The organism is Bacteroides salyersiae, assembly GCF_031172035.1.
GTDB classification, from domain to species: Bacteria; Bacteroidota; Bacteroidia; order Bacteroidales; family Bacteroidaceae; genus Bacteroides; species Bacteroides salyersiae.
Genome location: NZ_CP133452.1, coordinates 3,881,107 through 3,899,097 on the forward strand (window position 1 = coordinate 3,881,107; position 17,991 = coordinate 3,899,097).

Sequence of the window (17,991 nt, forward strand, 5' to 3'; positions counted from 1 at the left end):
AGAAATGGGAGATGGGAGATCTCCCATTTCCTCACGGTTCCCCCAGCGCCCCCGCTATCAGCCTGACTTGTGCCGGAGTGTAACGTTTTGACTTCCGTGCCAGTCCGGTGGCATACAAAGCCTCCATCAATCCCGGAAAGGCGGCTATCCATTCGTTGAATTCCCTCATGGCACTGCCCGGCAGGATATCTGGCAGATAGAGCGAAGCCAACTCGCTCTTTCCATAACTCCGATACCGGAAAAGGACATCCTCCGGCTCTTTTTTTTGTGACTTATCTTCCTCTTTCATTGAATATTGTACAGTATGATTACCATGTAAAGATAATGATTTATATGGTAATCAGCAAGTGTTTTCTCACTTTATTACGACGTTATCCGATTTATCATGCAGTTGTGCGCAGTTGTCCGATGTTGCTTGTTTTCATCCTTTTCGCATCCCCTATCTTTGTCATATCGGAAGTCAGAGTGGAGGAAACGTCTTCTCCATGCTCTTATCCCTTCCGGTATCCACACATATGATAACAGTTCCTGTAGTGCGCTACTCGCGCAACAAAAAGATCGGTGACAAGAATTCACCTCTGATTTATCTGCTGAGACCCAAACCCGGAGATGCGAAGATATATACCATCGACCTGTTGGCCAGCGAAATAGAAGCCATCGGCTCGCTGTCTGTAGAAGACGTGATCCATGTGATGAAATCTTTCGTACGCGCCATGCGGAAGGTACTCGTATCCGGCGATAAAGTGAAAGTAGACGGTCTGGGTATTTTTTATACCTCATTGACCTGTCCCGGTGTGGAGGTGGAAAAGGATTGCACAGTGAAGAATATCAAACGTGTCAATCTCCGCTTCAAGGTAGACAATACGCTGCGTCTCGTGAATGACTCCACAGCCGACACGCGTGGCGGAAACAATAACATCAGTTTCGAAATCGTATCGCCCGACGCAAAAAGCAACGACAACGGCAATGGCGGCGGAGACGGAGAAGGGGAAGATCCGGCAGCGTAAATAATGTGTCAATATGCCAATGTGCCAATGTGCCAATGTGCCAATTGCTGCGCTGTGTTTTTTAGAATATACGCAGCAGGCATATTGGTAAATTATCCAACTCATAGCGCAGCCAATTGGCACATTGGCACATTGGCATATTGGCAAATGATTCAACCCATAGCGCAGCCAATTGGCACATTGGCATATTGGCACATTGGCAAATTATTCAACCCATAGCGCAGCCAATTGGCATATTGGCACATTGGCAAATTGGCAAATTATTCAACCCATAGCGCAGCCAATTGGCACATTGGCATATTGGCACATTGACAAATTATTTAACCCATAGCGCAGCCAATTGGCACATTGGCATATTGGCACATTGGCACATTGGCAAATTATTTAATTATTCAAAATGAAAAAGATAATAGAGAAAGTAGTGGAATGCCTCGTGGCAATCCTGCCGTTCTTTCGGAAGAAAGGAACGGCGAAAGAATTCAGTGAATTGATAACCGATCAATACGGTTTCTTGATGGTGCAACTGGAAAAAGCGTTGAAAGATTATTTTGACTTAAGCGCCAAAGTAAAAGAGATGCATGCGGAAATCTTCTCGTTGCGCGAACAGCGTTGCCGGAATACGGAGTGCGAATTACGCAAATAAAAAGGAGAGGAGGAGAGACACCGATGAGAAAAATCAACCTGATCGTCATTCATTGTTCGGCCACCCGCGAAGACCGTACGTTTACGGAGCAAGACTTGGAAGTGTGCCACCGCCGCCGGGGATTCAACGGCACCGGCTACCACTTTTACATCCGAAAAAACGGTGATGTCAAAGCCACGCGCCCCATCGAGAAGATAGGCGCCCACGTGCGCGGCTTCAATCTAAACTCCCTCGGCATCTGCTATGAAGGAGGGCTGGACTGCCAAGGAAAAGCCAAAGATACCCGCACGGAAGCCCAGAAACAATCGCTCAAAGCACTGGTCGGTAAACTCTTAAAAGACTATCCCGGCAGCCGCGTCTGCGGTCATCGCGACCTGAGCCCCGATCTGAACGGAAACGGGGAGATAGAACCCGAAGAGTGGATCAAAGAATGCCCCTGCTTTGAGGTTTGTGAATTATGATTTCTTTGTAAATTTTCAGCAGCGCCTCCGCGCTTTTTCTCCATGAGAACAGCTTGACGCGCTCCAGCCCGTAATCTACTTGTTGCTGATAGAAAGTATCATCCTCTTCCAGCAGCAGTATTTTGCGGGCTATGTCATTTTCATCCAGAGGATCGGCAAGCAGTGCCCCCTCTCCGGCTATTTCGGGCATGGCCGATGTGTTTCCGGCAATGACAGGAGTACCGCATGCCATCGATTCGAGCATCGGAATACCGAAGCTTTCGCGAAGCGAAGGATACAGAAAAGCGAATGCGCCGTTGTAAAGGGCTGCCAGGTCGGCATTAGGAATATATCCCGGAAAACTGAGATAAGGCTTTACCTCCTTTATTCCTTCTGCTGAAAGTATTCCGTCTATTGCTTCCTCTTTCAGATCGGCTATCAATAGCGGACGTTTATGCTTCGACTGTCGCAGATACAAGCCATATGCCTTGAGCACACGCGGCGTATTCTTTTTGGGGTCTGTATTTCCTAAAAAGAACAGGTAGTCGTCTGACGGGACATACTTATGTACGATTTCCGGTGCCGGCGGCATCTGCCTGAAGTGCGGGCTGTATCCGTTGTAGACTGCCGTCAGCCGGTCTTTGGGAAGATTGAGCGCTTCACGGATCCGGTTGCATTCGAAATTGGAAACAGTGATGATCTTCCTGCACTCCGACAGGATGCGGGGCACTACCAGACGGCGATAATGCCAGCCCATCTCCTGATACAACGAACGGCTGGACGATTGCCGCTTTTCCAGAAAAATAATGTCATGCAACGTCAGCACAAGCGGTACCGGACACTTGACCGGCGCCGTATTGCTCGTGCAATGCAACAAGTCGGGACGCACGCGCGCCACAGCACGGGGCAACGCTACCTGCTCCCATAGAGGATACGAAGGGCAACGCAGTTCAACGATATGCATATTGTCCGAATCGTTCAGGCAGTGGTCCGGCCCCGGACTGACAAAAATGAAATATTCATTCTCATGATCTATCTTTTGCAGCTCCCGGATCGTTTCCAGAGCCACAAAATCCATCCCATGCTTGTTGGGACGGAATATACGCTGGGCTTCAATGGCAATCTTCATGTTTGATTTGTGATAAAAATGATTAGTGATTAGTGACAAATGATTAGTGATAAATGATTAATGGCAATAATTAGTGATCCGCACCATCCTTACGCTGCATGGCACTTCTCCCATCTTCTTTCTCCCATCTCCCATCTCCACTCTCCACTCTCCCTTCTCTTTCTCTCTCTCTTTCCCCTTCTCCATGCTCTGTATGTATGAATTTCTTATTAGCTCCTTTTAGCTTAAAGAGGTTTCCTGCCATGACGAATGCCAATTGCGGAACTTTCAACACTGCTTTGAGCAGTTGTCTGTTCAGCAGCTTTCGAGGGATAGGCAGTAGCATGGCCATTATCTGGGCTAAGACGAGTATCCCCCATTTGATACTCGCCTCCGGCGGGCAGACGATAAAAGCCACCAAAGCCAGCCCGAAAACGGCCGCCAATTGCAGCAACCGGGGAGGAAGCATCCATTGGAATATCTTATCGCAATAATCCATATTGCCCTGCATGAACGCTTTGGGCAAATCCGGCAACACCGTTGCCAGGGCACCGAACTGGGCTGCTATCCAACGTTTGCGCTGGTTCTTGATATTAGTCGTCTTCTGGGTCTTTTCATCATAAACGGGCAGGTATTGCAGGTATCCGATATGGATATTCTGCCTTAAAAGCATCGTCTCCAGTTCCTTATCTTCACCTGCCGTTTGGAGTTGCCTCACATTCCGACGGAACCAGCCGGCATCGAATGCCATTCCCGAACCGGACAGGCTGGCCGAAAGCCCTACGGCATTGTGCCCGCTACGAAATATGCCGTTATTGATCTCTTCACTGACGGCATCGAGCATGGCGACATCCGTATTCAGGTTCTTGCCTGTACGGCGCGCCTGGATGGCCGGTAAGCCGAAGTCGTAGGCACGGTTCATCTCCGACAGGAAATTGCTTGTCGTGATGTTATCGGCATCCATCACCACCACGATGTCATAAGCGTCGCCGGCTATATGCTCCATTGCCAGCACGAGAGCTTTGGCTTTCGAGCTGTCGGTGTAATCGGCTTCCAGCAAGTGTATGGGGAGCTGCCGCAGCGCATCGTTGGTGGCCGGCTGCATCTGGTCGGAGATGACAATGACGTCATACAACTCCGCGGGATACTCCTGCCCGAGAAAACTCTGCACGGCATTCACGATTACCCGGTCTTCCCTGTAAGCCGGAAAGAGTACCGCGAAGCGGTGTTGTTTCCGTGCTGCAGGATATTGAGGCGAGCGGTAAAAGCGCGAAGCGACGGCATAAAACAACAGGTAGGACACGCAGAATGCCAATGGCACAAATAATATCCAATCGATTATATAAATTACGGCATTCATGTTCGTCACGGCATTGTATTCTTGTTAGTCATGGCTGTTTATATTCATAACGGTCATTTATAGGACTTCAACTTTGCTTTCCGGGCAAAATGATGAATCCGAAAACTCCTCTCCATACCGCACCGGCCTGCCGGACACGGCGTTGCAAAAGATTCTGCAGGCTGTTCTTTGTGGCGGCAAACGTCATCTGGTAAACCAATGAAAGCAGGCGGTCCGCACCACTCAGGTTGCGCCAGGCATACAGCAGTCTGTTTCGCGTCAGGTAGTATGTGCGCAAAACGCTGAGTTGCCCGGTACTCTGGCTCTCTTTATGGAATACGGTGCAACGCGGCTCATACCACAGCGTGTATCCGGCGCGGGTCATGGCCGTGCACCAGTCCAACTCTTCATAATAAAGGAAATACACTTCGGGCATAAGCCCCACCCGTTCTATCACTTCACGCTTGACCAGCATGGCGGCACCGTGGAGGTAGGGGCTGGGGCTGGCCGTGTCGTATGCTCCGTTGTCCGGGCAACCGCAGCCGATGCCCGTATTGCGCAGCGTGACAGGAGACAATGCGGTGAATCCGGCAAACTGAATATGTTGCGGAGGAAATGCAAAACGAATCTTCGGTGATACGGCACCGATCTCCGGATGGCTTTCAAGTCGTTCGATGAGGGCCGGGAGCCCGTCATCAGTGATATAGGTATCGTTGTTGATGAGGAAAATATATTTTCCTCCGGCTTCTCTGATTCCTAAGTTGTTGCCGCCGGAGAAACCCAAATTCCGCTTGCTGCGTATCGTCTTGACAAAGGGATAACGCCGGCTGATGACAGCCGCCTCGTTCTGGCGCGAAGCATTGTCCACGACAATGATTTCATAACTGACCGAATGTACCGCAGCTTGCAGTGAATCGATCAGTGCACATGTATCTGCCAACCCGTTGTAGCAAATTGTGATAAAAGAGATGACCGGTGTTTCTTTTATGTCCATAAAGTCGCTTTTTCTTCTTTCTTTTTCTCCTTGGCTTTCTCTTCGTCTTCTTCCTCTTTCCGCATCTCTTTGTCAAGATAAGGGCCTGCGAAACAGAGGGCGAATCCGGTATATACAACGATTGAATTGGGATACTGCATCACATCATTGGCATAGGCAGCCACAAAGAAACCGGCGTTCATGCATAGCCACGCGCCCAAGAGTCCGCGCAGCCGCTTGCTCATGATCTTAAACAGCAATATCCAGGCACACCATGCAAAAAGCACACCATGCACGGCAAGATATAGAACCAATCCCACGATTCCGGTTTCTACCCATACACTTACCAACCAGGAATCGGGCGGATAAGGCATCCGCTCTTTGGAGGGGAAACGGTCGCCCTTGGCCAGCCCGATGCCGTAGCCGAAAGGGCGGTCGTCCATAAGCGTTTTCATTCTTTTCCGGTTTTCTACCCGCACCAGATAAGAAGCGTCTTCGGTAGGACGGAAAGCTGTCCGCATCTTGCGGATATACTGATTGCTACTGCCTATCGTCGTAAAATAGAAAAAGGAAAAGATAGCACCGACTGCAACGAAGCTGATGATAATGCTTTTCCAACTCTTGGACAGGACGGCGTATACTAACATTCCGCTCAAGGGGACAGCCATTGCCGCACGCGTGCCCGAAATCCCCAGACCATAGGCTGCACCGAGGGCGATGAGGATAAAATAGATTTTCATCCATCCGCGACGGACATAGAAAGCCGAAATGAGGAATGTGGTCAGGGCCATGGCACAGTGCACACCGTAGTTGGCGGCATCGGAGAAGAAAGAGAAATAGCGGATTCCCGACCAGATGATGTGAGTGCGGTATCCTCCGAGCACAAATAAGAAATAACGGTCGCGGACACTGAACCCGTGATTCTTTTGCCAATATCCCTTCAGGGTGGCTATCAGGATGAAGACCGACCAGATGAACAACAGCCATTCAATGCCTTTACGGTCGCGAATAGCTATCGGAACAATCAAGGAGAGCGCAAAAGGGTAGAGCCAGTAATGGGTGATACCGATATTCCACGCTTCCTGCACATTGTTGGGGTTGGCTATCTCCAGAAAATAAAACACACCGGTCACCGCAAAAAGACACATCATGCCGTTTTTGGCTCTCGACATATCAAACCCCTGCGACGAACAACGCACCAAGATGACGAATGTCATGATCAAAACAAGGATCAGCGTAAAAGCTCCTGTCTTGACATCCATAAACATGCTGGCGGCAACCAACAGGAACTGGAGGGCAAACAATACATAGAAACCAGACTCGGAATGACCGGTCTGTAATGGGGTGTATCTGCTGTTGTCTTCGCCGTTATCAGTCGTCATCGTTCTCTTTGTCTATGGCGGACGGACAAGGTTGCCGCTTTCTTTTCCATATGCCTTTCCATTGGATGAAGGTCTCCGTCAACGCCAACTGCGATAAGCGATATATCAACTTCCGCAATTGGGTATAAGGAGGAAGCATGCCTGTGAAATTCTCCAAATCGTATCTCGGTGCACGGTTCAGGCACAGGTAGGGTTTACCTTCAATCTGGGCTTCCAGTTTCCGCAACAAGATCCTGTCGATCGATTTCCAGCCATAGGTTGCCGAAACTACCATCAAATTTATATGGGCGTTGCGGAGCAACGGTGTAGGGATATTGATTTGTCTCAATTCCGGATGTTCTACGATCAATACATCCTCATTGCCGGGGGTGTATATCTCATTGATGCCGGTTGCTAACAGATATTGCGAAGAATCAGCATTGAAGTCTGTTCCCGCAGAGATCCTCCGCACGTTGATGCCGATACTTTTCCAATATTCTTCCAAATGTTCTCCTATGTAGGTCTTGCCACTGCCGGGACATACGCTGAGAAGATTCAGAATATATGGCTCACCTTTCTTCCGGTCCGTAAAGAATCGGAAGATGCTGTTGCTGAGATAACGTGTCGAGTCTCTCTCATATATTTGGCTATATGGAGTAGAACGTCTGGAATAGGGGAAATCGCCCAATATTTGACATCCGGTCAACTTACGGGCACGGATCGAATCACGCAAAGTACGATCTATGAATTCCACCAATAAGAAGAAAGCCAACAGTAACAGAAAAGTGGCAACACAAGTCATTATTACAATCTTCTTGCGGTTGCTGGCACCCGGAGATAGGGGATAGGCCGGAGGATTCAGAACTTTTAAGGCTGCCGACGTCATCTCCAGATTCTTCTTTCGCATCAATGCTTCGTTATAACTTTGCAGAGTGGTCAGGTAGTTGCGCTCGGAGAAGTTGATAACACGTTCTTTGCGCTTGATCGTGGTGCCTACGGGAGCATAAAACACGTATTTGCCATTGAGGTCGCTACGGCTTTTCTGGATAATGCTGAGCTCTGCCTTGGCTTTTTCGAACAGCAGCGTCTGGTCCAGCCACTGCTCTACAATGTTGTTTTTGGCGATGCCGCTTTTGGTGTATTTGCCGCTGATGTACTGATTGGAAATATCAGATAATTCCTTCCGGGTTTTGACGAGATCCCCCCGATATTCTTCCAAGCGCTGGTCCGAACCGGTATCTGTATTGGAAACCGTTTCCATTTCTGTGATTTTTCCGGTAAGGTCTGAAGCTTCCCTCAGTTTATCCACCAGGTTCAGGTTTGTGATAGCTTGTCTGGTATTTTCATCCATTTGCCGTTCCAGCTCTTCAACCATCGCTTTCGAACTGTTATAAGCGAACAACACATCTTGCTCTCTTAACTCGAATTCCTTATTGATGGCGGCTATCTCCTTGGTTTCGTCATAATAGTTTATGATACGGTTGTCCACATTATATTTGGTGAGATCGTCTTCATGTCTCGCCAGTTCACCGCCGATGCGGTTCAGTTCCGATTTAAAATATTCAATCACCTTATCGGTCTCGCCATAACGAAGAACACGGTATTCATTGACGAACTCTTTCATCAGAATCTCAAGAGTATTGTAAGTAATGCCCGGATCGCCCGACGAATAACTGATTTTCAGCAAGTCGCTGTTTCCCAAACGCGTCACTAAAATTCTCTTTAATGTGCCATAGCTATAATAAGGATGCTGATAATAGAATAAACCGTAAATATAGTTATCGGCGTCCGGCTTTTCGTATTTCATGAAATTTTCCATGGTTTTGTCTTCGCTGCTCCGGTCTATCAATGCAACGAGTTCTTTCCCATGCTTACTGTTTTTCATGTGGTTATAGGTGTAATTATAGCTGGCGGCAGTGATTTCGTTCTGGTCTCTGTCGGGACTCCCTTTTACGAGTACGCGTGCGAACAGACGCATTGAAACACGTTTCAGGGTGCTTTCGGATTCAATGATGTGAATCAGGTTGTCAATGGCATTTTGGGCAATGGCCCAATTGACACCGGCATTGTTCTCTTCAATGCTATACCCGGAAACGACGCCTGTATACAAAGTCGATTCAACGTTATAACCTCCCCTCATTCCTTTGGTTTTGTAGATCACCAGCCCGGTGACCAATGCTGTTCCCAGGATGATCCACCACATTTTGCGGTATAGGGCACGAAAGATATAAAGTATATAGTCCATGGTATTTCTTATTTTCGTAAAATGGGAGTACGGGTGATTACCTCTAATATTAACAGACTCTTTGTCACTTCAAACTTACTCTTTTCATATGCTTCCAGAGCAACGGACTGACGCTGTTTCTCAACCGAAAGAGCTCCGGAATCTATCGTTCCATTTATGAAGTCTTTTTCTGCTATTTCATATTGTAGAGTAGCAAGTTCGAGGGTTTCCGCCCGCAATTTCAATACACTGAGTTGTGAGTTTGCTGTGGCATAATATTCTATGATCTCCCGCTTTACTTCATCAAACTTTATTTCCTTTTCCAACTCTGCATTTCGCAAGGTCAGCTTCTGCCGTTTGATGCGAGAGCCCAGATCGAAAAGCCCGTCCAACGGAATGTTTACACCTCCGCCGATGGTATATCCTTTTTGTGCCTGGGTCGTGTAAGTAAGATAAGGTGCAATGGCAATATCGGTAAAAGTAGATTCATTGCCGAACATACCGTATTGGTAACTCCCCCTTAAACTAAAAAAGCTAAGAAAAGCGCGTTTTTCTTTAGCCAGTATTTTACGTTCTATCTGTTCTTTGACGTAAGCCGCCTCATAAATGGGGCCTTTCTTGGCGTTCTCAAAAAGCAAATCGAGTGGAGGAAGGACGAGGTTTTTGTAATCGGTTGTTGTGAATTCCGAGCCATCGTGTACTTCCTGCGCAGATATCGTCAAGGGAATTGCGCACAAAATAAGCAGACATATAAAAGGTAAGTAGCAAAATTGCTTCATCATTGATATATTGATATTTGCTTGTATACTTTAATAAGTTAGTCGCAAATATAAGCAAATTATTCACTTATGATTCTTCATCCCTCCTCATTTTATTGTTTTATGCCCAAAAATACCGGAAAAATATATCTAAAAGGCCTCCGTCATATTGAAGTAGAAGAGATTCTGCTTGTTAACCAGGTTTCTGCCGAAGTCGAGACGGACATTCATGCGGGGCTGCACTTCGATGCGGATTCCGGCGCCGAAGTTGGGGAGCACCCCCTCTATCCTGCCGGGGTTAGGCCCCATGAATCCGCATCCGCCCCATGCCACGAAACCGAGATGGCTGACCATCTTTTTTACCCAGCTCGTCTTGTCGGTATTGAACATCTGGCGGTATTCGGCCATCACGACGTGAGACGACTTATCGCGATACTGCCCCATGTAATAACCACGGAGGTCGAACGGAGTTCCGCTCAAGGCATACTTGTTCAAAGGCACGTCTCCGAATACGTTTTTCGTTTGTGCCGTCCAGGCGATGACCTTGCGCCGGCCCACCGTTTTATATTGCCGGTAGTCTATTTCAAGGCGGTAGAATTCATTGTCACTGCCGAAGAATTTCTGATACATCACCCCCCGGAAATCAAGATAGACACCCCGATAGGCATTGGCGGGAACGTCCCGCGTATCATACGTCAGCAGAAAACCGAGTCCGGAACTGAAATTGCTGTATCCGTGCGATGTTCCTCCTGCGGCCATGTAGTCGGGCTGGTCTACAAGATATTTCGCCGGTTTGGTTATTTTGTCATAGTTGATGTCTATCTGCGGGCCGGCAAAGAAATTGCTTTCGCCCAGACGGAACAGGAACCAGGGATTTACCTGTACGCCGCTATAACGGTATTGGCTGGTCGTATCGCTCCGTACATAATCTTTATTGGTATCATAGCCGATGCCATAGAAGTTCTCCTGTGTGTTTTTATAACTAAACTGCCCGAAGATACGGAAACGGTCGCCCTTGAAGAAAAGCTGCGGTTTGGAGAAAAGGTTCAATCCCCCTTTGAACATAAAGGCAATAGCGACAGGGACAACAGAACGTTGCTGTGTCGTATCGCTGGGGTTCATACGGAACGTCATGAGTGCGCTACCGCCTACAAGCACCCCGAAATCCGGAGTATAGCTGGGGCCGCCAAGTATGTTGTAATGGAGATTGCGCTGTGCCACCCGTTGTTTACGCAGTTCACGCTTGGATAGGGAAGGGGAACCGTCGCGAAGGCTGTCGGGATCAAATACCGTGTTTACTTCCAGCTTGCCGTCTTTTACTATCGTGATGCCTTCTTCCTGGCCAAAAATGATTATGGCGGGTATAATCGCCATGCACATACTTATTATATATCTTTTCATATTCTCTGAATGTGGGTGCAAAGAAAACCGTTTTATTTGGAATAGTTTTCGTTTGGATTGATAATAATTCTAAAGGAATGGATAAAAGTTCCAAAAAGCATACTATTTTTGTGGTTGGATTAATAATGTGTCAATATGCCAATGTGATCAATGTGCCAATTGGCTGCGCTGTTTTTTCAAGAACATATACTGTACGACATGGTGAATTATTCAATTGGCACATTGATCACATTAACATATTAGCACATTCTTTCATTGATTACATTAACATATTGGCACATTCTTTCATTGGCACATTGGCATATTGACACATTAAATAATTATTATTTTATGAATAAACGAATTTTATCATTGTTTGTTCTGGGTGCCGCCTTCTTCTCGGTGCAGGCACAACAGGACAAAGGAGGAATCAGCAGTGAAATGCTGGACCAGATCAGACAAAGCTATCAAGGGACATCGGCAGATAAAGCGCTGCGCAATGCCATCGGCAACAACGATATCCGTAAACTCGCCCTCAATCAGGAGAACATGACAGGAATGGATACCCATTTCTCCATCAAGGTAGATTCCAAAGGCATTACAGACCAGAAGTCATCGGGCCGTTGCTGGCTGTTCACCGGACTGAACGTGATGCGTGCCAAGGCAATTGCTAAATACGGGCTCGGTTCGTTTGAATTTTCCGAATCATATCCTTTCTTTTACGATCAGTTGGAGAAAGCGAACCTTTTCCTTCAAGGAGTGATCGATACGCGTGAGAAACCGATGGATGACAAAATGGTGGAGTGGCTTTTCCGCAATCCTCTGAGTGATGGCGGCACTTTCACAGGGGTAGCCGATATTGTAGGAAAATACGGCCTGGTGCCCAAAGACATCATGCCGGAAACCAACAGCAGTGAGAATACCGCACGCATGGCGAACTTGGTTTCATTGAAGCTGCGCGAGTTCGGCCTGCAATTGCGTGATCAGTTTTCGAAAGGTGCCAAAGCGGCCGCACTGGAGAAGAGCAAAGTTGAGATGTTAGGTACCATCTACCGCATGTTGGTGTTGAATTTGGGTGTACCTCCTACGGAGTTCACATGGACACGCTATGATGCGGGTGGAAAACCGGTAGAGACAGAAAAACATACCCCGATGACTTTCCTGAAAAAATATGGTGACGAAAATCTGATCGGTAACTACGTGATGCTGATGAATGATCCGAGCCGCGAATATTACAAGTGCTACGAGATCGATTTCGACCGTCACCGCTATGATGGCAAGAACTGGACATATGTGAACCTGCCGGTAGAGGAGATAAAAGCGATGGCGATCGCCTCCCTGAAAGACAGCACGATGATGTATTTCTCATGCGATGTGGGCAAATTCCTCCATTCGGAGCGCGGCCTGCTCGATGTGAATAACTATGACTACGAGTCTCTGATGGGCACCACGTTCGGCATGGACAAGAAACAGCGCATCCAGACTTTTGCAAGCGGCTCGAGCCATGCCATGACGCTGATGGCAGTCGATCTCGATAAGAACGGAAAACCCGTGAAATGGATGGTAGAGAATAGTTGGGGCGCCGCCAGTGGTTATCAGGGACATCTCATCATGACAGACAAATGGTTCGACGAATACATGTTCCGTCTTGTCGTAGAAACAAAATTCACGACTCCCAAAGTACAGGAAATCTTGAAACAGAAGCCGATACGTCTCCCGGCATGGGATCCTATGTTTGCTCCGGAAGAATAAAATCAGGCTTCGTGTACCGATCGACCCCGGAAAGCATTTATCAAGTAATATCTCCCAATTGGTACACCGGCACATCAGCACATTAGCCAATTAGCACATCATTCCCTCTTTCATTGGCACATTGGTGCATTAGCCAATTAGCACATCATTCCCTCTTTCATTGGCACATTGGCATATTGACCAATTGGCACATTATTTCCCCCGTGTACGTTAACAAAAGGAATTACGGAAAAATCTCCGTAATTCCTTTCTTTTTTCCTCCTTTTTCACATTATTATTTATTACTTTTGCGGGCAAATTATAAAAACCATTATTTTATATAACACATGGCAAATGTAATAAAGTTACGTAAAGGCCTTGACATCAACCTGAAAGGTAAAGCTGCCGAAGAACTCGTCACTGTAAAGGAGCCGGGATTCTATGCGCTCGTGCCCGACGACTTTCCGGGAGTAACTCCGAAAGTAGTTGTGAAAGAACAGGAGTATGTGATGGCTGGAGGACCCTTGTTTATCGACAAGAATCATCCTGAAGTGAAATTTGTTTCGCCCGTTAGCGGCGTGGTAACCAGCGTGGAGCGCGGTGCTCGTCGTAAGGTGATGAACATCGTCGTGGAAGCGGCTGCAGAGCAGGACTATGAAGAGTTCGGCAAGCAGGATGTTGCCCGGATGAATGCCGACCGGGTGAAAGAACTGTTGTTGCAGTCCGGTATGTTTGCTTTCATCAAGCAGCGTCCGTACGATGTAATTGCCGATCCGGCAGTTGCCCCGAGAGCAATCTTCGTATCTGCATTCGACAGCAATCCACTGGCTCCCGAATTCGAGTTTGCTTTGAAGGGAGAAGAGGCCAATTTCCAAACAGGACTCGATGCGCTGGCCAAGATCGCAAAGACCTATCTCGGTATCAGCGTGAAACAGAAATCAGCAGCCTTGACTCAGGCTAAGAACGTTACCATCACTGCTTTTGACGGTCCGAATCCCGCCGGAAACGTAGGTGTGCAGATCAACCGCGTTGCACCTGTCGTGAAAGGGGAAACCGTATGGACGATCGACCCGCAAGCCGTCATCTTCATCGGACGGCTGATGAATACGGGCCGCGTAGATATGACCCGTACAGTGGCCGTGACAGGTTCCGAAGTTCTGAAACCGGCTTACACCAAACTGCGTGTAGGTGCATTGCTCACCAGTGTCTTCGCCGGAAACGTAACAAAAGACAAAGAACTACGCTACATCAGCGGCAACGTGCTGACTGGTAAGCAGGTATCTCCGAATGGTTTCCTTGGCGCTTTCCATAGCCAGGTATCTGTTATCCCCGAAGGCAACGACATCCACGAAATGTTGGGATGGATCATGCCGCGTTTCAACCAATTCAGTGTGAATCACTCCTACTTCAGCTGGTTGCTGGGCAAGAAGGAATACACCATCGACGCACGTATCAAAGGTGGCGAACGTCACATGATCATGTCGGGTGAATATGACAAGGTATTCCCGATGGACATCCTGCCCGAGTTCCTTATCAAGGCGATCATTGCCGGAGACATCGACCGGATGGAAGCGCTCGGTATCTACGAAGTGGCTCCGGAAGATTTCGCTTTGTGTGAATTTGTCGATTCGTCAAAATTGGAACTGCAACGCATCGTCCGTGCAGGACTCGATATGCTTCGTGCCGAAATGATGTAAGCATCGGAGGTATCAAATAGTAAATTGTAAATAGTAAAATAGTAAATACATTAATGAAAGCGTTAAGAAATTATCTCGACAAGATAAAGCCGAACTTCGAAGAAGGCGGCAAATTCCACGCGTTTCGTTCGGTGTTCGATGGTTTCGAAACATTCTTGTTCGTGCCCAACACCACTTCGAAAACGGGAACGCATATACATGACGCAATCGACAGCAAGCGTATTATGTCGATTGTGGTTATCGCGTTGATGCCGGCTTTGCTGTTCGGTATGTACAACGTAGGTTACCAGCATTTCACCCATACAGGTACCGAGGGCGGTTTCTGGGAAATGTTTGCCTATGGATTCCTGGCTGTATTGCCTAAAATAATCGTTTCTTATGTAGTCGGTCTTGGCATCGAGTTCGTGGTGGCACAATGGAAAAAGGAAGAAATTCAGGAAGGATTCCTTGTTTCGGGTATGCTGATCCCGATGATCGTTCCTGTGGACTGTCCGTTGTGGATTCTTGCTATTGCCGTTGCATTCTCTGTAATATTTGCAAAGGAGGTATTCGGCGGTACAGGTATGAACGTATTCAACGTGGCACTTGTGACTCGTGCGTTCCTCTTCTTCGCATATCCTACCAAGATGTCCGGTGATGCCGTTTGGGTAGCGCAAGACAGCATCTTCGGATTGGGAAATACAGTAGACGGATTGACTGCTGCCACTCCGTTGGGACAGGCTGCTACAGGAATGCCGGTAGAAGCCTCTTTGAGCGACATGTTCTGGGGATTCATTCCCGGGTCTATCGGTGAAACAAGCGTTGTGGCCATCTTGATCGGTGCCGTTATCCTGTTGTGGACGGGCATTGCAAGCTGGAAGACCATGATCTCCGTATTCGTAGGAGGTGCCTTTATGGCATTTATCTTCAACCAATTCGGTTCGGAAACCAATGCTATGGCGCAGATGCCTTGGTACGAGCACCTTATTCTGGGTGGTTTCTGCTTCGGTGCTGTGTTTATGGCTACCGATCCGGTAACTTCTGCCCGTACAGAAACCGGTAAGTATATATTCGGATTCCTGATCGGTGCCATGGCTATCGTGATCCGTGTGCTCAATCCGGGTTATCCCGAAGGTATGATGCTTGCCATCTTGCTGATGAACATCTTCGCACCGTTGATCGACTACTGTGTGGTACAAAGCAATATCGGCCGTCGTGAAAAACGTGCCATTAAGTCTAACAATTAAAACCGAACGAAAAGATGAATACAAATAGTAATTCCTATACTATCATTTATGCTTCGGTAATGGTTGTTATCGTGGCATTCCTGCTGGCTTTCGTCAGTTCGTCTCTGAAAGATATTCAGAATAAGAACCAGGAACTGGATACGAAGAAGCAGATTCTGGCAGCATTGAACATCCGGGATGTGAAAGATGCGGAAACCGAATATAATAAATATGTAAAAGGTGATATGCTGATGACTGTTGACGGAAATCTTACGGAAAACACCGATGGTTTTTCTATCAGTTATGAGAAAGAGGCAAAGGAAAACAATCGTTTGCACGTATTTGTTGCTGAAGTGAATGGAGAAACAAAATATGTGATTCCCGTATATGGCGCGGGCCTTTGGGGAGCTATCTGGGGATATGTTGCCTTGAATGCGGATAAAGATACAGTTTATGGTGTATATTTCTCGCACGCCAGTGAAACTCCGGGCTTAGGTGCTGAAATCGCAACGATTGCTTTCCAGAACGAATTCTCGGATAAGAAAGTAATGAAAGACGGACAGATAGCTTTGGCAGTAGAGAAAAATGGCAAAGTAACTGATCCCGCTTATCAGGTGGACGGTATCTCAGGCGGTACAATCACTTCCAAAGGTGTAGACGATATGTTGAAAGCTTGCCTGAGCCAGTATGATAAATTTTTAACTAATAATTAAGGAGGAACGATAGAATATGAGCCAATTATTTTCTAAACAGAATAAAGAGGTATTCTCTGCTCCGCTGGGAATGAACAACCCGGTAACCGTACAGGTGCTCGGTATCTGTTCGGCACTGGCGGTAACAGCCAAACTGGAACCGGCTATCGTGATGGGCCTCTCGGTAACAGTGATTACGGCTTTCTCTAACGTCGTTATCTCCTTGTTGCGCAAGACCATTCCGAACCGTATCCGTATTATCGTACAGTTGGTGGTGGTAGCTGCCCTGGTTACGATTGTGAGTGAGATTCTGAAAGCATTTGCTTACGATGTAAGCGTACAGCTTTCTGTTTATGTAGGTCTGATCATTACCAACTGTATCCTGATGGGACGTCTGGAAGCCTTTGCCATGCAAAATGCTCCGTGGGAATCTTTCCTTGATGGTATTGGCAACGGATTGGGATATGCCAAGATATTGATTATCGTAGCTTTCTTCCGTGAATTGTTGGGTTCGGGTACGTTGCTGAACTTTAAGATTCTTCCGGAAGCATTCTATAAAATGGGGTATCTGAATAACGGCTTGATGTTGATGCCTCCTATGGCACTGATTATCTGTGCCTGCATTATCTGGTATCAGCGTGCTAAACATAAAGAACTACAAGAGTCGTGATTTTAAGATTTATGGTTTATGCCCTGTCACATCACAATGTTTCATCACAATGTTCCACAGGCATAGATCGTAGCCTTATTTTAAAATAATAAATCATAAATCAGAACTCATAAATCAATATAACATGGATCAATTATTAAGTTTATTCGTCCGCTCCATTTTTGTGGACAACATGATATTTGCATTCTTCCTGGGTATGTGTTCCTACCTTGCCGTATCGAAGAATGTGAAGACTGCTGTAGGTCTGGGTATTGCGGTAACTTTCGTTTTGGTAGTTACGCTTCCCGTGAACTATTTGCTCCAGACAAAGGTGCTGGCTGCCGATGCCATAATTCCGGGTGTCGACCTCAGCTTCCTTAGTTTTATTCTCTTCATTGCCGTTATTGCCGGTATCGTGCAGTTGGTAGAAATGGTGGTAGAACGCTTTGCGCCGTCACTGTATGCATCGCTGGGTATCTTCCTGCCGTTGATTGCCGTTAACTGTGCTATCATGGGTGCTTCCCTGTTCATGCAACAGAGAATTACGATGGACCCGTCCAATCCGCAGGCTATCACCGGAGTAGGTGGTGCAGTGGTCTACGCTTTAGGTTCCGGTATCGGCTGGCTGCTTGCCATTGTCGGTCTGGCTGCTATCCGTGAAAAGATGGCTTACTCTGATGTTCCCGCTCCGTTGAAAGGTTTGGGTATTACGTTTATTACGGTAGGACTGATGGCAATGGCCTTTATGTGTTTCTCTGGATTGAAAATATAATTAAAGTAAAAA

The 17,991-nt window shown here is 47.3% G+C and carries 17 protein-coding genes; 9 read left to right on the top strand and 8 right to left on the bottom strand.

Annotated elements, in window-relative coordinates:
- Positions 1 to 31 precede the first annotated feature (31 nt).
- Positions 32 to 289 carry a DUF4248 domain-containing protein gene (locus RB604_RS14425; RefSeq protein ID WP_021935383.1) on the bottom strand — a complete coding sequence of 86 codons (258 nt, stop codon included), beginning with the start codon at positions 287 to 289 and terminating at the stop codon, positions 32 to 34.
- 226 nt (positions 290 to 515) lie between these two features.
- On the opposite strand from RB604_RS14425, the gene RB604_RS14430 reads away from it, so the two are divergent.
- The 3 genes from RB604_RS14430 (at position 516) to RB604_RS14440 (ending at position 2,111) form a co-directional block, all read left to right on the top strand.
- On the top strand, positions 516 to 1,007 hold the full coding sequence (locus RB604_RS14430; RefSeq protein ID WP_007480825.1) for an HU family DNA-binding protein: 492 nt from the start codon (positions 516 to 518) through the stop codon (positions 1,005 to 1,007).
- 397 nt (positions 1,008 to 1,404) lie between these two features.
- Complete coding sequence (locus RB604_RS14435; protein WP_005932210.1) at positions 1,405 to 1,650, top strand: hypothetical protein; 246 nt, start codon at positions 1,405 to 1,407, stop codon at positions 1,648 to 1,650.
- 23 nt (positions 1,651 to 1,673) lie between these two features.
- Positions 1,674 to 2,111: an N-acetylmuramoyl-L-alanine amidase gene (locus tag RB604_RS14440; protein ID WP_007480831.1), complete on the top strand. Its 438-nt coding sequence runs from the start codon at positions 1,674 to 1,676 to the stop codon at positions 2,109 to 2,111.
- Here the strand turns inward: RB604_RS14440 and RB604_RS14445 are convergent.
- The 7 genes from RB604_RS14445 to RB604_RS14475 form a co-directional block, all read right to left on the bottom strand.
- Complete coding sequence (locus RB604_RS14445) at positions 2,074 to 3,219, bottom strand: glycosyltransferase family 4 protein (RefSeq protein ID WP_055294662.1); 1,146 nt, start codon at positions 3,217 to 3,219, stop codon at positions 2,074 to 2,076. The two genes, RB604_RS14440 and RB604_RS14445, sit on opposite strands and share 38 nt — an antisense overlap.
- Positions 3,220 to 3,289: 70 nt before the next feature.
- On the bottom strand, positions 3,290 to 4,558 hold the full coding sequence (locus RB604_RS14450) for a glycosyltransferase family 2 protein (RefSeq protein WP_055294665.1): 1,269 nt from the start codon (positions 4,556 to 4,558) through the stop codon (positions 3,290 to 3,292).
- 67 nt (positions 4,559 to 4,625) lie between these two features.
- Positions 4,626 to 5,531 (bottom strand): glycosyltransferase family 2 protein, encoded by a 906-nt coding sequence (locus tag RB604_RS14455; RefSeq protein ID WP_055294667.1) that lies wholly within the window; start codon positions 5,529 to 5,531, stop codon positions 4,626 to 4,628.
- Complete coding sequence (locus RB604_RS14460) at positions 5,522 to 6,892, bottom strand: O-antigen ligase family protein (RefSeq protein ID WP_021936190.1); 1,371 nt, start codon at positions 6,890 to 6,892, stop codon at positions 5,522 to 5,524. Before RB604_RS14460 ends, RB604_RS14455 begins: the two co-directional genes overlap by 10 nt.
- Positions 6,882 to 9,116, bottom strand: a complete 2,235-nt coding sequence (locus RB604_RS14465) for a GumC family protein (protein ID WP_055294670.1) — start codon at positions 9,114 to 9,116, stop codon at positions 6,882 to 6,884. Before RB604_RS14465 ends, RB604_RS14460 begins: the two co-directional genes overlap by 11 nt.
- An 8-nt stretch (positions 9,117 to 9,124) precedes the next feature.
- Positions 9,125 to 9,874, bottom strand: coding sequence for a TolC family protein (locus RB604_RS14470; RefSeq protein ID WP_025819026.1), 750 nt, complete (start codon positions 9,872 to 9,874; stop codon positions 9,125 to 9,127).
- A gap of 129 nt (positions 9,875 to 10,003) precedes the next feature.
- The gene (locus RB604_RS14475; protein WP_085930793.1) at positions 10,004 to 11,254 is read right to left on the bottom strand and encodes a BamA/TamA family outer membrane protein; all 1,251 of its coding nucleotides are present in this window, start codon (positions 11,252 to 11,254) and stop codon (positions 10,004 to 10,006) included.
- A 330-nt stretch (positions 11,255 to 11,584) separates the two neighbouring features.
- Here RB604_RS14475 and RB604_RS14480 point away from each other — a divergent pair, with 330 nt between their 5' ends.
- The 6 genes from RB604_RS14480 (at position 11,585) to nqrE (ending at position 17,979) form a co-directional block, all read left to right on the top strand.
- Positions 11,585 to 12,985 (top strand): C1 family peptidase, encoded by a 1,401-nt coding sequence (locus RB604_RS14480; protein ID WP_055294672.1) that lies wholly within the window; start codon positions 11,585 to 11,587, stop codon positions 12,983 to 12,985.
- A gap of 326 nt (positions 12,986 to 13,311) precedes the next feature.
- On the top strand, positions 13,312 to 14,661 hold the full coding sequence (locus RB604_RS14485; protein WP_005932185.1) for a Na(+)-translocating NADH-quinone reductase subunit A: 1,350 nt from the start codon (positions 13,312 to 13,314) through the stop codon (positions 14,659 to 14,661).
- 53 nt (positions 14,662 to 14,714) lie between these two features.
- Positions 14,715 to 15,887: an NADH:ubiquinone reductase (Na(+)-transporting) subunit B gene (locus RB604_RS14490; RefSeq protein WP_005932181.1), complete on the top strand. Its 1,173-nt coding sequence runs from the start codon at positions 14,715 to 14,717 to the stop codon at positions 15,885 to 15,887.
- Positions 15,888 to 15,901: 14 nt separating this feature from the next.
- Positions 15,902 to 16,579, top strand: a complete 678-nt coding sequence (locus tag RB604_RS14495; RefSeq protein ID WP_055294674.1) for a Na(+)-translocating NADH-quinone reductase subunit C — start codon at positions 15,902 to 15,904, stop codon at positions 16,577 to 16,579.
- A gap of 16 nt (positions 16,580 to 16,595) precedes the next feature.
- Positions 16,596 to 17,228 (top strand): NADH:ubiquinone reductase (Na(+)-transporting) subunit D, encoded by a 633-nt coding sequence (locus RB604_RS14500; RefSeq protein WP_005932175.1) that lies wholly within the window; start codon positions 16,596 to 16,598, stop codon positions 17,226 to 17,228.
- Between the two features lie 124 nt (positions 17,229 to 17,352).
- Positions 17,353 to 17,979: an NADH:ubiquinone reductase (Na(+)-transporting) subunit E gene (gene nqrE / locus RB604_RS14505; protein ID WP_007480841.1), complete on the top strand. Its 627-nt coding sequence runs from the start codon at positions 17,353 to 17,355 to the stop codon at positions 17,977 to 17,979.
- Positions 17,980 to 17,991 lie beyond the last annotated feature (12 nt).

Coding starts and splice junctions, on each gene's coding strand:
- RB604_RS14430 (WP_007480825.1), top strand. CDS start 516: ATGATAACAGTTCCTGTAGTGCGCTACTCGCGCAACAAAAAGATCGGT.
- RB604_RS14500 (WP_005932175.1), top strand. CDS start 16,596: ATGAGCCAATTATTTTCTAAACAGAATAAAGAGGTATTCTCTGCTCCG.
- RB604_RS14455 (WP_055294667.1), bottom strand. CDS start 5,531: ATGGACATAAAAGAAACACCGGTCATCTCTTTTATCACAATTTGCTAC.
- RB604_RS14495 (WP_055294674.1), top strand. CDS start 15,902: ATGAATACAAATAGTAATTCCTATACTATCATTTATGCTTCGGTAATG.
- RB604_RS14425 (WP_021935383.1), bottom strand. CDS start 289: ATGAAAGAGGAAGATAAGTCACAAAAAAAAGAGCCGGAGGATGTCCTT.
- RB604_RS14460 (WP_021936190.1), bottom strand. CDS start 6,892: ATGACGACTGATAACGGCGAAGACAACAGCAGATACACCCCATTACAG.
- RB604_RS14475 (WP_085930793.1), bottom strand. CDS start 11,254: ATGAAAAGATATATAATAAGTATGTGCATGGCGATTATACCCGCCATA.
- RB604_RS14440 (WP_007480831.1), top strand. CDS start 1,674: ATGAGAAAAATCAACCTGATCGTCATTCATTGTTCGGCCACCCGCGAA.
- RB604_RS14435 (WP_005932210.1), top strand. CDS start 1,405: ATGAAAAAGATAATAGAGAAAGTAGTGGAATGCCTCGTGGCAATCCTG.
- RB604_RS14490 (WP_005932181.1), top strand. CDS start 14,715: ATGAAAGCGTTAAGAAATTATCTCGACAAGATAAAGCCGAACTTCGAA.
- RB604_RS14470 (WP_025819026.1), bottom strand. CDS start 9,874: ATGAAGCAATTTTGCTACTTACCTTTTATATGTCTGCTTATTTTGTGC.
- RB604_RS14450 (WP_055294665.1), bottom strand. CDS start 4,558: ATGAATGCCGTAATTTATATAATCGATTGGATATTATTTGTGCCATTG.
- RB604_RS14465 (WP_055294670.1), bottom strand. CDS start 9,116: ATGGACTATATACTTTATATCTTTCGTGCCCTATACCGCAAAATGTGG.
- nqrE (WP_007480841.1), top strand. CDS start 17,353: ATGGATCAATTATTAAGTTTATTCGTCCGCTCCATTTTTGTGGACAAC.
- RB604_RS14485 (WP_005932185.1), top strand. CDS start 13,312: ATGGCAAATGTAATAAAGTTACGTAAAGGCCTTGACATCAACCTGAAA.
- RB604_RS14445 (WP_055294662.1), bottom strand. CDS start 3,219: ATGAAGATTGCCATTGAAGCCCAGCGTATATTCCGTCCCAACAAGCAT.
- RB604_RS14480 (WP_055294672.1), top strand. CDS start 11,585: ATGAATAAACGAATTTTATCATTGTTTGTTCTGGGTGCCGCCTTCTTC.